12 protein-coding genes are annotated in these 14,794 nt (G+C 38.2%); 2 read left to right on the forward strand and 10 right to left on the reverse strand.

The genetic code is table 11. The features are described 5' to 3' along the window. Positions 1–48: 48 nt before the first annotated feature. The 4 genes from AC07VK_RS06970 to AC07VK_RS06985 form a co-directional block, all read right to left on the reverse strand. The gene (locus AC07VK_RS06970) at positions 49–345 is read right to left on the reverse strand and encodes a Dabb family protein (protein ID WP_492959271.1); all 297 of its coding nucleotides are present in this window, start codon (positions 343–345) and stop codon (positions 49–51) included. A gap of 48 nt (positions 346–393) precedes the next feature. Then, positions 394–3,090, reverse strand: a complete 2,697-nt coding sequence (gene ligD, locus AC07VK_RS06975) for a DNA ligase D (protein WP_492959273.1) — start codon at positions 3,088–3,090, stop codon at positions 394–396. A 10-nt stretch (positions 3,091–3,100) separates the two neighbouring features. After that, entirely contained in the window at positions 3,101–3,274 is a 174-nt protein-coding gene (locus AC07VK_RS06980; RefSeq protein WP_492959275.1) for a DUF3606 domain-containing protein, read from the reverse strand. A gap of 108 nt (positions 3,275–3,382) precedes the next feature. Next, entirely contained in the window at positions 3,383–4,591 is a 1,209-nt protein-coding gene (locus AC07VK_RS06985) for a glycosyltransferase family 87 protein (protein ID WP_492959277.1), read from the reverse strand. Positions 4,592–4,887: 296 nt separating this feature from the next. Here AC07VK_RS06985 and AC07VK_RS06990 point away from each other — a divergent pair, with 296 nt between their 5' ends. Continuing rightward, entirely contained in the window at positions 4,888–5,112 is a 225-nt protein-coding gene (locus AC07VK_RS06990; RefSeq protein WP_492959279.1) for a DUF3606 domain-containing protein, read from the forward strand. 9 nt (positions 5,113–5,121) lie between these two features. Here AC07VK_RS06990 and AC07VK_RS06995 read toward each other — a convergent pair whose 3' ends face one another. The 6 genes from AC07VK_RS06995 to AC07VK_RS07020 all read right to left on the reverse strand — a co-directional run bounded on the left by AC07VK_RS06995 (position 5,122) and on the right by AC07VK_RS07020 (position 14,036). Beyond that, entirely contained in the window at positions 5,122–6,279 is a 1,158-nt protein-coding gene (locus AC07VK_RS06995) for a serine hydrolase domain-containing protein (protein ID WP_492952102.1), read from the reverse strand. A 65-nt stretch (positions 6,280–6,344) separates the two neighbouring features. Then, complete coding sequence (locus AC07VK_RS07000; protein ID WP_492952101.1) at positions 6,345–6,806, reverse strand: VOC family protein; 462 nt, start codon at positions 6,804–6,806, stop codon at positions 6,345–6,347. Positions 6,807–7,328: 522 nt separating this feature from the next. Then, complete coding sequence (locus tag AC07VK_RS07005; RefSeq protein WP_492952100.1) at positions 7,329–8,159, reverse strand: aldo/keto reductase; 831 nt, start codon at positions 8,157–8,159, stop codon at positions 7,329–7,331. A 176-nt stretch (positions 8,160–8,335) separates the two neighbouring features. Next, entirely contained in the window at positions 8,336–9,769 is a 1,434-nt protein-coding gene (locus AC07VK_RS07010) for a TolC family protein (RefSeq protein ID WP_492959281.1), read from the reverse strand. Further along, complete coding sequence (locus AC07VK_RS07015; protein ID WP_492952098.1) at positions 9,762–12,932, reverse strand: efflux RND transporter permease subunit; 3,171 nt, start codon at positions 12,930–12,932, stop codon at positions 9,762–9,764. The genes AC07VK_RS07010 and AC07VK_RS07015 overlap by 8 nt, the downstream gene beginning before the upstream one ends. 21 nt (positions 12,933–12,953) lie before the next feature. Continuing rightward, on the reverse strand, positions 12,954–14,036 hold the full coding sequence (locus AC07VK_RS07020) for an efflux RND transporter periplasmic adaptor subunit (RefSeq protein ID WP_492952097.1): 1,083 nt from the start codon (positions 14,034–14,036) through the stop codon (positions 12,954–12,956). A gap of 482 nt (positions 14,037–14,518) precedes the next feature. Between AC07VK_RS07020 and AC07VK_RS07025 the strand changes: the two genes are divergently transcribed. Continuing rightward, on the forward strand, positions 14,519–14,794 hold a 276-nt coding region (locus tag AC07VK_RS07025), incomplete at its 3' end, for a hypothetical protein (protein WP_494939790.1).

The raw sequence follows: 14,794 nt of genomic DNA on the forward strand, positions 1-14,794 counted from the left end.
TAAATAAAAGCAAAAAAAATACCTCCGATTTTTGTCGGAGGTATTTTTTTATGCCGCGTCGTAAATTACAACCTTTTCGAAATAAACCCTGAATTCATCCAGGAAAGCCTTATGTAATGGGTGAACCTGGTAAACATCATGCGCTGCCAAATCTTCAAATAATAAAAGGAGGCTAAATGTATAAGTGGTATCTACCACAGCACGCTCAATCGGTGCGGGTACACCAATGTGAAAAGTTTTAACAACTTCAATGTTTTCTAATGTTTGTAAGCTATTGCGGAAAGCAACTTTCTGCTCATCGGTGGTATCGGCTTTTAGCCAGAATAAAACGTGGTGTGCGATCATTTTTTAATTTTTTCCAAATATAATGAAAGCGGGAAAAGATCGTGGACTTTATCTAAAAACACTTTTAGCTTTATCGACAGCTTTTATTAAATCGATCCCCTTACCCAATACTCCCTTAAACAGATCTCCTTCAACTTTTAGGCGATCGATAGCATTAAAAATATTAAAATCTTTCATTTTCAAGCCAGGCTTAACTTCATCCCAATGCAAAGGCATTGATACGGTTGCACCAATTTTTGGCCGTAATGAATATGGTCCGGCAATTGTTGCCCCTGGCCTATTTTGCAAAAAATCCAAATACATTTTTCCTTTTCTGGCTGCTACCATCCGCTCGAGTGAAGTATATTCAGGTATTTGATTGTGTACGAGGTTGACCACTATTTTGGCAAACATCTGACTTTGCTCATATGTATATTTGGCATTTAACGGAATGTAAATATGCATTCCGGTTGAACCTGAGGTTTTACAATAACTGGGAACATTAATGGCATCCAATACTTTTTTTGTTTCCAGAGCAGCTTCAACCACCTGATCAAAAGTATGTTTATCAGGATCTAAATCAATTACACAGTAATCGGGATGATCAGGGCTTTGCGCCCGGCTAAACCAAGGATTCATTTCTATACAGCCTAAACTCGCCATCCAGAGTAATGAAGCTTCATCTGTTCCAACAATGTATTCCTTTTTTTCGCCTTCACCATTTTCATAAGGAAAAGTTTCGGCCCAATCTGGCGCTTTTCCTTTTACATCTTTCTGGTAAAAACTAGGACCGTGTATTCCGCCCGGAAAGCGGTTAAGTGATTGTGGGCGATCTTTCAGGTATGGCAAAATGTACTCAGCAACCTGATAATAGTAGTTAAACATGTCTCTTTTGCTTACTTTATCTTCGGGCCAGTATATTTTACTCAGATTGGTAAATTTAAGCTCATGGCCTTTAACTTTTCTTACCTGCGTTTCATCTTTTGGGTTCAACAAAGTTTTAGGGACTTTGCCATTTGGTGCTTTTATTGCCTGTGCATGTGGGTTTTCTTCACCAGTATTGTCTACAATTTTTTCTGTTGGTACTTCTATTTCTCTTACCACTTCTTTGGCTTTTTTATCTTCACGCATGCCCTGAAAAGACGGGTGGCGAAAAACACCATCATCGGTTACTTCTGTAAAAGCGACTTCACATACGAGTTCTGGCTTTAACCAGGTAGCTTTCGCTTTTGGCGGATTTGGCCTGAAGCGCGAAGGCTTGTTTACATCAGGTATACTTTCGAAAGGGCTTTTGTCGATAATAATCGGCTTAAACTGCTCCATCATTGTTTTCTGCAATTTATCCGAAAATCCTGTTCCAACTTTACCTACATATTGCAATTTTCCTTTTTCATAAATACCCAACAGTAAAGAACTAAAAGATTTAGAAGTATCGGCATTTTTGGTAAAACCCGCAATAACCACTTCTTGTCGTTTCTGCACCTTAATTTTCAGCCACTCTTTTGATCTTCGGTCTGTTGCATAAGTGCTATCCATTTTTTTTGCGATAATGCCTTCTAATCCCATTCTCTTTGCCGCGTCGAAAAAATCGACTCCACTGGCTTTAAAAACCTTACCAAGGCGCACACGGTCATCATCAGTTGGCAGTATATCGTTCAATATGGCTTGTCGCTGATAAAGCGGCAGCTCCATCAGGTTTTTACCTTCGTACCATAGCATATCGAACACATAAAAAACAAGTTCACCATCTGCTTCGCTACGCCAGTTCTGCAAGGAGCCAAAATTGGATACACCTTTGTTATTTAACACCAAAATCTCACCATCAAATACCGCATTCATTTTCCAAGTCAAAAGCAGGTCGTAAATGGGGTAAAATTTTTCATTAAAGGATTTATTATTTCGGGATAACAAATCAACCTCTCCTTTATTAATAAAAGCCAGGGCGCGGTAACCATCCCATTTTACCTCATATTGCCAATCAGGATCATCGAAAGGTTCGTTAACCAAGGTAGCCAGCATAGGTTTTACCCCTTTTGGGATAGCTGTTTTGGGTGCTTTCTTTAATACGCTTTTTACATCCACCTTCAAGTCATCGCCCACTGGCCTAGTTTCTTTCTCTGCTTTTTGCTTGGGGCTTTTTTTTTCAGTTTTTAAATCCTGCTCCTTTCCTTCTTTCCAGACCTTATCGGATGTTTTTTCCATCTTTTCGATTGTTTTTCCGGAAAGCACAGATTTATCTTCTTTGGTAATGTCTTTTGTAGATGCGTAATCGTCTTTATGTTTGATTAAAAGCCAGCCGTTTTCACCCATGCCATGTGTTTTAACAAGGGCAAACTCGCCATGAAGCTTTTCTCCATTTAATTTGATCTTTAAAGAGCCATCTTTTAACTGGCTTAACAGATGTTTTTCTTGTGCCTTTTTGCCTTTAATCGTTTCTATCGGCTCGTAAGTTCCTTCATCCCATACAATAACGGTTCCGCCACCATATTCACCCTGTGGAATAATGCCTTCAAAATCTTTGTAATCGTATGGATGATCTTCTACCATCATGGCCAGGCGTTTGGTTTTAGGGTCGGTTGAAGGCCCTTTTGGTACCGCCCAGCTTTTTAAAACACCTTCCATTTCGAGCCTGAAATCGTAGTGCAAACGCGAAGCATCGTGTTTTTGGATCACAAAATGTAATTTGTTCCGATCGTTGCTTTTACCCGATTTTGGTTCGGTAGTTTTTGAGAAATCGCGCTTGGCAACATACTTTTTCAGGCTCATAATCAATATTTTACTTTTTCAAATAATCTTCAACTGCGCGGGCAGAGGTACCAACTGTTTGCACTACGGCTTTCAGCTTATCTTTGCTTACCCCGAATTTGTTAGACCAATAATCTAGCTCATAACCTTCGTTAATGTTGATCCTAGCCCGATCAGCATTACCGTTTTTTTGTTTATCATCCATAACTATTTTTTGATTAGACAGTTATAAAACAGCCGAATAATAAAAAAGGTTTTAACAGCCATTTTTATAAACGGATATTAAAACCTTAAAAAAAATAAAATTTAAAAGTTAATCTACCAGTGCTGTAACCATCTCTGCTTCTGTTTCTTCTTCATGAATGAGTTTATTATTTATAGCGATATAGATAACCCTCAACCAAACCAAAAAATAAGGAAAACTAATGATAGATAATGATAAACGATGTGCTTTTGCAAAAGTTGGAAAAAGTAGCAAAGGGAAATTGCAGGTAATGAAAAGTAAAATTGGCAACAATACATTTTTCAGCACTTTATTATTTTCTTTTATATACCAAATGCCCACACCAGTTATAGAAATGATAAACGTACAATCTTCTGCTCCAGTACTAAACAATACAGGAAACAGCATCACTGAAGAAAGAATCATTAATTGAAACTTACCTTTCGAAAAACTTGCTATACGACTAAAAGGCAACATAAATAGCAAAGAACCGATGGCTATAAAGAATAAATTAGAAATCCTTGGCTGATCTAAAAGTTGCCTAAAGAAACCCATAATCGAAATATCTCCTCCACCAGAAACATTAATCATATTTTTCCCGACCAGTGAGTTTTTCCAATCGATATAACTTTGCACAACAAAATCAGGAGTGGCAAACAACATTGGCAATAAGAATATCACGAGAGACCACATGATTAACCACAACACAAAAACTGGTTTTTTCTTAGCAAAAAAGAAGAATACTAAACCCACAATGCCATAAAGTTTAATAAATGTACCCAGCACAATACAAAGCGCAGACCATATTCCTCTTCCTTTATTTATTTGCGTATAACTCAATATCATTAAGGCCGCGGCACCAGCATTAAACTGCTGGTTGAGCATCGATTCTATTAAACAGGGAATGGCAATATAGCCGATAACTATCTTTTTATCCTCACTTAAGGGTAAAGTTTGAATAGCTTTAAAAAGTAGGAAACAATTAAACAGGTTCCAGAAGAGCAAGCCAATCCAGTTATGCATTAAGGCAAATGGAGCAATTAAAACACTAAAAATAGGGCCATAATGATTGGCATCTTCATGATAAGCTGGGTACCATGCATAAAGAGATTTTTGTTGAAGAAGATTCCTGAAGGTATTCTCAAAAATGAGGTAGTTATTATACCGATGTGTTGCCCAAGAATCTATTACAAAAATAAGTGTAATCAATACCCAAAGAAATAACACAAAACGATTGTCCTGATAAAATTTTGTGCGTTGGAATATTTTTGAAGCGTTAGTTAGAAAATGATTTAACATTTGTAAAAATTACATTACAATACAATAATAAAAATGCTAATTGAGAATTCCTAATGTTTTGTAAAGAAAATGTTACTCTTTTTCGGTGTAAAATAGCATTCAAAAAGAATAGGCCTAAATCGATTTTTAAGACCGGTTTTGCAATCGGTTCAGGGTAATTAAGGATTTTCGCTTCATAATCATTAACAAAAAAGCTTTAGCACAGTTATATTTGATCATCTATAGGCAAAACTCCAAAACCAAACCAGAATTATCGGTGTTTATATCACATATTAACTAACCAAAATCAGTAAAAGATGGAATATCAAATTAATTCGATGAATGCCCGGAAAGAGTTTATTGAGATTGCAGATGAGCAAGACCGCAATTACTGGGCTGCAAGACTAGGTGTTACAGGTGAAAAGCTAAAATCGGTGGTTAAAGCTATCCAGAGCATGGAATTTTCTATTGTGAAAGAATATCTGACCTTGGAAAAAATTAAATCTGGAAATGCTTATAAACGTTTTCTTAATCCTTCATAGGTTTAAAGATTAATTTAGATTTAGTTTAATAAATGCCTGATACAAACTGTTGATGGCTGCCCTGCTAAAATCAGGAAAGCCTTCAGTATAGGTAGCATTTATACCATTCGTAATAACAACAAAGCCGAATTTTTCTTTTGGATTAAAAAACATGGTGCTGAACAAACCATAAGCTGAACCAGTATGTCCTTTCAGTTTTACCCCCGGGATAAGCTGATCTGCAGTCCTGATGGCCAGGCCATACCCTTCATCATCGGTTAAGGCAGTCTGCATCTTTTTCGCACTCTTTTTAGTGATTATCTTAACACCATTTGATGTGCCATAATTCATGTGCATAATCATATACTTAGCTAAATCAATAGCCGAAATTTTCATCCCGCCTGTTGGCGAAAAAACTGGCGTACTATAACCCATAATGTAATTTGCAATTTCTGTTCTTCGTGGCGCATACGCTGTTGGCGACGGTGTATAAGTTTTCGTATCGGCATGATATTCGTATAAATTAACAAACCGTGTGCTATCTAAAGAGTCGACGCAATAGCCTGCATAAAGTCCTAAGGGCTTCAACACATGTTTTTTTACATAATTATCGAAACGCTCACCCGATTTTTTCTCGATGATGGTACCAATCAGGTTAAAATTAAGATTGCAATAATCGAATTTGCTTCCTGGGGCATAATCATTATAACATTTGGCCCAGTTTGGGTTTTTATCCGGATTGATCACGTCGAGATTTAAATAGCCCTGAGAATCGTTTAAACTTGAAGTATGTGATAAAGCCATTTTTAGGGTGATTTTCTGATCCGGAAATTTTGGATTTCTGATTTTAAAACCCACGAGATCACCAAAATCATCATCTAAAGAAATCTTGCCCGCTTCTACCAGCTGCATAATCGACGTTGCCGAGAAAGATTTAGAAATCGAAGCGATTCTGAAAATATCCTGATCAGTTAAAGGCTTTTTATTTTCTAAATCTTTTAGTCCAAAAGAGTGGCTATAAATAATCTTACCTTCTTTTACCACCGCCACAGCAGCACCAACCGCATTATATTTCTCCATTACAGCTTTAAATTCTGCTTCGGCATTAGCATTTTGAGCTTTTAATTGCTCAACTACACCAATGATTAAAAAGGTAATACAAAAATATTTCAGGAATTTTAGTTTCATAAGTTTAGTAGATAAAACCTTAATATAAGGGATGGTGCAAAACAAATCTGCAGGTAGTGAAAAATTTACTTAGCATCGTTTACTTCTAACCAATGCCCATCGGGATCTTTGAAATAAATTTGTTTTACGCCATCTACACGCAAAGTAATTCCACCTTTCTTTCCTGGCCAATCCTCGAAACTGATATTTTTGGCATTTAGCTTTTTTACAAATTCATCAACTGATGGAACACTGAAACACAAATGCCCGTTTTTATCAAAAACCTCATTCCCTTTTGCCCCCTGGATTAAATGCAACTGTCCGGCTGGTCCTAAAGTAAACCAGGTATGGCGGTTATCTTTAAAAGGTTCGGGAATGATTTTAAGGTTAAACACACTTTCGTAAAAAGTTGTTGCTATGTTTAGATCAGCTACATAAACAGCGATATGATTTAAAACAGCAGGTACATTTTCGGGTTTATTTTGCGCCATGGCTTTTTGAAAAATGATAGAAAATAAAATGATGGTAAACAGGAAGATTTTTTTCATGTTTAAATATCAAACTTATAAAGGAATAATTTTAATAAAAATTAACATTCTTTGGCAAGGATAGGATATTTAACCACAGATAAAAGGATACACACAGATAATGCATTTAGTTAACTATTTTATAAGGAGGATGCTTCGACTCCGCTCAGCATGACAAGTGCGTAAAAATTCAAAAGCCAGACCGTCATCTTCTGCAGTAATTCGGAGTGTTCCAAAGGAACTCCTTCGGAGGAGAGTCTTTGAACTTGATCATTCTATACAGTAAAGCCCCTAAAACAAGCTCAGGATGACGAAACGAGTTAATGTATTCATGCTAAAAATTTACCTTGCGGCGCTTTCGGGTTCTTTGCTGCGCTACCATTGAATGATTTCAACAAAAAAATCGTCATCTCGACTGGAGCACAGTCCCGACATTAAGTCGGGAGAGAGATCTATGTAGACAGATTTTGCTTCGCAGAGCCTTCTGGTTCTCGACTGCGTTACACTTCGCTCGAAATGACGATCGCGGGGAATTTTCCGTTCTTATTTTGCTAAACTTTCAAATTCTGCATCAGTTAATTCGATCTCTGCAGCTTTTAAGTTTTCTTTTAAATGCACAATAGATTTTGTTCCAGGTATTAACAGGATGTTTGAAGATCTTTTTAATAACCAAGCCAATGCGATCTGTGCTGTAGTGGCCTGATGTTTTTCGGCTATTGCTTTAATTTTATCTTCTAATTTTGCGGGGCCAGAAGCCAGTGGATACCAGGGAATAAAAGCCAAACCTTGTTCAGCCGTAAAATCTAATACACTCTCCCACTGCCTATTGGCCAGGTTATACATATTTTGAACCGATACAATTGGCAAAATATCCTGTACCTGTTTGATCTGATCGATGGTTACTTCAGACAGGCCAACATATTTTATTTTACCCTCTTTTACCGCTTCTATAACTGGTGCAAGGGTATCGGCCACATTAACTTTAGGGTCAATGCGATGCAGTTGCCATAAATCAATCGAGTCTACTTTTAAACGCTGTAGACTTCCTTCAATATCTTGCCTGATTTTTTCAGGGTTACCATTCGGAACCCAATTGTTGGGACCTGGTCTGTCAAAACCACCTTTGGTAGCAATAAGGAGATCATGTTTGTAAGGATGTAGTGCATCAGCAATTAAAGATTCGTTAAATTTTGGTCCGTAAGCTTCTGCGGTATCAATAAAATTAACACCATTTGCTACGGCTTCCTGCAAAACTTTTATTGCATTTTCGCGATCTTCCACTTCGCCAAAAACACCATTACCTGTTAGCTGCATTGCACCATAACCTAAACGGTTAATTTCTAATTCGCCTAATTTAAATGTTGTATTTCCCATTTGCTTTTAGATATGATAATAATTTCTATATGATAAAGATAAACCCTAAGTGTGTGGCTTTGTTTTTAAACTAATTTTTATGATAAATAAATGAATAAAACAAAAAGGCTACTCCGATAACCCGAAGCAGCCTTAATAGAAATATAACGATAATATGAATTGCGATTATACTTTACTTAATTCCATCCCCCACCTAAGGCGTGATAGATATCTACCACTGCATTTAACTGTTGTTTTTTTGTTTCGATCAATTCTAATTTTGATTGCAAAGCATCACGCTGGGTCATCAACACTTCGAAATAATCAGCCCTTGCCGATTTAAACAAATCGTTAGAAATATCGATTGATTGGGTAAGTGCTGCTACCTGTTTCGATTTCAGATCATAGCTTTTTTGCAGGTTACTGATCTTTGACATCTGATTGGCTACTTCAATATAACCGTTCAAAATGGCTTTTTCGTACTCAAATACAGCCTGCAACTGTTTAGCGTTTGCAGTTAAATATTCGGCCTTAATAGCATTACGATTAATGAGCGGTCCGGCTAAATCTCCCGCTAACGAGTAGATCAACGATTCGGGCGTTCTCAATAAATAAGATGGATTAAAAGCCTGGTAACCGATGGCAGCAGAAATACCCAAGGATGGATAAAACTGTGCTTTAGCTACTTTAACATCCAACTTAGCGGCTGCCAATTCGAACTCTGCCTGTTTAATATCAGGGCGGTTGGCCAGCAACTGCGAAGGTAATCCAGACTGAACGGTTGGCGGTACCAGATCTGTAAAACCCGATTTATCCCTGATTATGGTTTGAGGGTAGCGACCTAATAAGAAGTTAATCTTGTTTTCTGTTTCGGTAATGTTTTGTTGGATATCAAATTCCAGACTCTTAGAATTTAGCACTTCAGCCTCAAATTTACGTACGGCAAGTTCTGTAACCCTAGTGGCCTGTTTCTGTATTTTCATCAGCTCCAGCGCATTGCTTTGTAAGGCTATATTCTTTTTCACAATATCCAGCTGGTTATCTTCCGCCAACAATTCGTAATATGAATTTGCAACTTCAGCTATTAGGTTGGTGACCACAAAATTTTTGCCTTCTACAGTTGCTAAATAATGACTTATGGCCCCTTTTTTCGCATTGCGCAATTTGTGCCAGATATCGGCTTCCCAATTGGCCTGTAAACCGAAACGATAATCGGGCAATACCTCAGGCACTTCTTTACCGGGTGTAATTTCAGTAGAAGCATCGCCAGCACCCGAACTGGTGTAGCGACCAACCTTATCGAAGCCCGCACCAACGCCATAGGTTACACTTGGTAAAAGCTCCCCTTTTTTAGCCTTGATTTCGTTTTTAGCAATCTCGATATCCTGAAGCGTAATATTTAGCTCCTGGTTATTTTTTAATGCGGTATCGATCAGGTTTACCAGATTTGGATCAGTAAAAAACTTACGCCATTGTATGCTGGCTGTACTTACAGTATCCTGCGCACCACTAAAAGCGGCAGGAACATTTTTATTTTCGGTACGTTGGGCCACTTCTGGCAATTTACATGCGGTATATGCGGCACATATCAGCACTAAACCAAGGCCTTTATAAATATTTTTCTTAAACATTATCTTCTACTTCTTCAGTTAATGGATGTTCTTCTTCAATTTTAATCAGCTTATGTCTCGCCGCTATTGTTCCAAATATGTAATATAATCCCGGAATAATAACCACCCCGAAAATGGTACCGAAAAGCATACCTCCGGCAGCAGCCGATCCAATGGTTCTGTTACCTATTTTTCCAGGTCCTGATGCAATCATTAATGGAATTAAACCTGCAATAAAGGCAAAAGAGGTCATTAAAATCGGACGGAAACGTACGCTGGCGCCTTCCATTGCGGCCTTTAATACCGTTGCTCCCTGCGCATGCCGCTGTGCAGCAAATTCTACAATCAACACGGCGTTTTTACCGAGTAAACCAATCAGCATTACCATCGCAACCTGTGCATAAATGTTGTTTTCCAATCCTAATAATTTTAAGAATAAGAAAGCCCCAAAAATACCCGCTGGTAGAGAAAGGATAACCGAAAGCGGCAAAATAAAACTTTCGTATTGTGCTGCCAGAACCAGATAAACGAAGCCCAAGCAGATCAGGAAGATATAAATGGCTTCATTACCTCTCGATACTTCATCTTTTGATATACCAGCCCAATCGATGCCAAATCCCCTTGGAAGTGATTTCTTGGCTACCTCAGTAATGGCCTTGATGGCTTCACCAGAACTATAACCCGGGGCAGATTGTCCGCTAATCTCCGAAGCATTATACATATTGTGTCTGGTAATTTCGGATAAACCATATACCTTACGCATTTTGATAAAAGCCGAGAAAGGCACCATTTCATCGCGGTCGTTTTTAACCGACAGTTTTAAAATATCTTCCGGCAAAGCCCTGTATTGAGGCAATGCCTGTACAATTACTTTATATTGGTGATCGTATTTAATAAAACTGGTTTCGTAATTACTACCTACAAAAGTGGACAGTGTGTTCATCGCGTTATCGATACTCACTCCTTTTTGCTGTGCGATATCGTTGTCGACATCTAACATGTACTGAGGAAAACTTGCACTGTAAAAAGTAAATACTGAAGATAGCTCTTTACGTTTATTTAGCTCCTTTACAAAATCGTTGGCAACGGTTTCCATTTTTTTGTAATCGCCGCTACCTGCTTTATCCAGTAAACGAAGCTCGAAACCGCCCGCAGCACCATAACCTGGAACGGCTGGCGGCTGGAAAAACTCGATAGTTGCACCCGGAATAGATTTCGATTTCTCTTCAAGTTCTTCAATAATCTCTACTGCTGAGTGTTTCCGTTCGCTCCAATCTTTCAGGTTGATTAAACAGGTACCCGAGTTTGATCCCGTACCTTCTGTTAGAATTTCGTATCCAGCCAAAGACGAAACTGACTTTACGCCATCAATATCTTCGCACATTTTCTGCAGTTTCTCTGAAATCTGGTCGGTACGTTCTAAAGTGGATCCCGGAGGCGTTTGGATAATGGCATAAACCATCCCCTGATCTTCGTTCGGAATAAAACCTGATGGTACACTTCCGCTTAGTCCCCAAACACCCAAACAAAAGGCTACCAATATACCGAAGGTTAATATTCTGCGGCTTACTACTTTGGTTAACACCAGTTCATACTTACCGGAAAGCTTGGCAAAACCATTGTTGAAACCGTCTAAGAAGCGATCAATAATGGTTTTCTTTTTCTTCGATCCGTGGTTATTTTTCAACATAATGGCACACAGCGCAGGCGTAAGTGTTAAGGCCACAATACCCGAAAGGATAATCGCCGTTGCCATGGTGATCGAGAACTGACGATAAAAAATACCTACAGGACCTGACATAAAAGCTACCGGGATAAATACCGATGCCATTAAAAAGGTAATGGCGATAATTGCACCTCCAATTTCTTTCATAGCCTGCTGTGTGGCTTTCAACACAGAAAGTTTCCGATCGTGTTCCATTTTGGCATGTACCGCTTCAATTACCACAATGGCATCATCAACCACTACCCCAATGGCCAACACCAAGGCGAACAAGGTAATTAAGTTAAGTGTAATGCCAAAGAACTGCATAAACACAAAGGTTCCGATTAAGGATACGGGTACTGCAATAGCGGGAATAAGCGTTGAACGCCAATCTCCAAGGAAGAGGAATACCACTAAACCAACCAGGATAAAAGCTTCGACAAGCGTGTGGATTACCTTTTCAATTGAGGCATCGAGGAATTTAGAAACGTCGTAACTTACTTCATAATCTAAACCTTTAGGAAATGAGCTCGATTTGATTTCGGCCATTTTCGCTTTTACATCTTTAATTACCTGACTGGCATTACTTCCGTACGATTGTTTCAATACGATAGCCGCAGAAGCCTTTCCGTTTAACGTAGAGTACAAATTGTAAGCAGAAGCACTAAAATCTACATCGGCCACATCTTTTAAACGAAGTAATTCGCCGTTAGCACTTGCTCTTAGTACAACATTTTCGTATCCTTCTTTCGTACTAAAGCGCCCTGAATATTTTAACACATACTCAAAGGCCTGAGAGCGTTTACCAGAACTCTCACCCGTTTTACCTGGAGAAGCTTCTAAACTTTGCTCATCAAGCGCTTTCATTACCTCATCAACAGAGATTTTATAAGCCTGCATACGGTCGGGTTTAAGCCAGATCCGCATGGCATAATCCCTATCACCCAAAATATCGGCAAAACCTACACCATCAACCCTTTTCAACTCAGAAAGTAAGTTGATATCGGCATAATTGTACAGAAAGTTTTGGTTCATTTTAGGGTCTTTACTGTACAAATTAATGTACATCAACATGTTAGACTCCTCACGGGTGATTTTTACCCCCTCACGAACCACTAAAGGCGGAAGTTTATTGGTAACAGCTGCTACACGATTCTGTACGTTAAGCGAGGCTTGATTGGGATCTGTACCTAAGTTAAATACAACCTGGATGGATGCTTCACCATCATTACCGGCATCAGAGGCGATATATTTCATTCCTGGCACACCATTAAGCGCACGTTCGAGCGGAATAACCACGGATTTAATCAACAATTCGTTATTTGCCCCTGGGTACTCTGCCGTAATATTAACTTTAGGCGGCGAAATAGACGGGAATTGTGTAACCGGCAGATAGCTGATGGCCAACACCCCAAGAAACACAATGATAAGCGATATTACTATAGAAAGGACAGGCCTTTGTATGAATTTACTAAACATAAAATAAGTATGGAGGGTAGATTATTCAGTTTTCAATCTTAATTGTTTCATCACTTCTTGAGGCTGCTGGAATTTGAAGGCAATTTTATCATCGTCTTTAACTTTCTGTACGCCTTCAAGCAAGATTTTATCGCCAGTGGCAATGCCATCACCCACGATGTATAAATCGGGCAGATCGCCCGCAATCGTAATTGCTCTGGAATGTACTTTGTTATTTTTATCAATCACAAAAACATAGGTTTTATCCTGGATATCGTAAGTAGCTTTTTGTGGGATTACCAAGGCATTTTTTAAAGGCACTACCATCTGGATTTTACCAGTTTCACCATTCCTAAGCAAGTTATCAGCATTATTAAACCTGGCTCTAAAAGCGATGTTTCCTGTCTCATTATCAAATTCGCTCTCGATCACTTCAACCTTACCTTTCGATTTTAACAGCTCATTATTTGCCAACAACAGGCTAACTTCTTGCTGGCCTTTTGCTTTTGCTGTACGCTGGTAGTTTAGGTATTCTGGCTCAGATACATTAAAATAGGCAAAAACCTGACTGTTATCTGAAAGACTGGTTAATAACGCACCTTCATCAACCAGGCTCCCCAGTTTTAAAGGAATACGATCTATGGTACCATCAAAAGGTGCTCTGATTTCGGTATTTGATAAATGGAATTTGGCTAACGAAGTTTCGGCATTTGCTGATTGCAGCTTGGCTTTCGCCATAGCCAGTTCGTTTTTAGAAACGATGTTTTTATCAGACAGTAATCTGGTATTTTCGAGTTCAATTTCTGCCGATTTAGTTTCTGCCTGTGCTTTCAACAACTCAGATTGTGCTGCTTTAGGCATAATCTTAAACAACAGCTGACCTGCTTTTACATGCTGACCTTCATCTACATAAATATTTTGTAGATAACCCTTTTCCTGGGCCCTAACTTCGATGTTCCGAACAGATTTAATCTGCGAAACATATTCCTTGGTAAACGAAGTATCCATTCTTAACGGCGTGGTTACCGCATAAGTAGCTACTTCTTCTTTTTCTTCTTTCTTCGAGGTACAACCCGTTACGTAAAGCAAAGTACACAAGCCTAAGCACATGACAACTCTTTTCATTTTTTTTTGTTGAATGGTTTTAATCTGATTTATTTTTCTCTAATTAGCTTCCCTTGGCAACCAATTTATGATGAAAGTAGCCTACAACTGATGTGCAGATACTTAATTGATTTCAATAAATTATGGTTACGCAATGATTTAATTCGAAAGCGAAATAAATACAGATTTATGAAGTTATAATGAAGTTGAACTTCAGGTTTGGATGAGGGAAATTACGTTTCGCAACGAAAATTGACGTTTTTAGACTATAAACCGATCAATTAAGAACGTTTTCGTGCAGAATAATGAATTACCGAATGAATTTAGACGATGAAATATGATTTATGCTATCAAAACTTCAATTTTTGTCGTTTAAAGATATTTTTCAGATCATTACCAAATTGGATTTATTGACTGTAAATTAACATAAGCTTAATTACTGAGGCTGTTATGCTGAGTGCAATGTCATTAAGTTAAGTACAGCTATCTCCATGTGCAGTCAGATGTTACCATCTGACTATCGACCATTAAAAAAGGGAATAGCTAGAATATATGTTTTTAGTGTCCAGTTGGGAACAACTGACACTAAAATTAAAAACAATTTAAAAGATTTCTCCATTTCACTGCGTTACAGTCGAAATGACGATCGATTTTGGAATCAATCAATTGTAGTAGAGAGGAAGGATTTATCCGTGTGCAGTCAGATGTTACCTTCTGACTGTCGACCATTAAAAAAGGGAATATCTAAAATATATGTTTTTAGTGTCAGTTGGGAACAA

The organism is Pedobacter sp. GW821-FHT01D05, assembly GCF_059422505.1.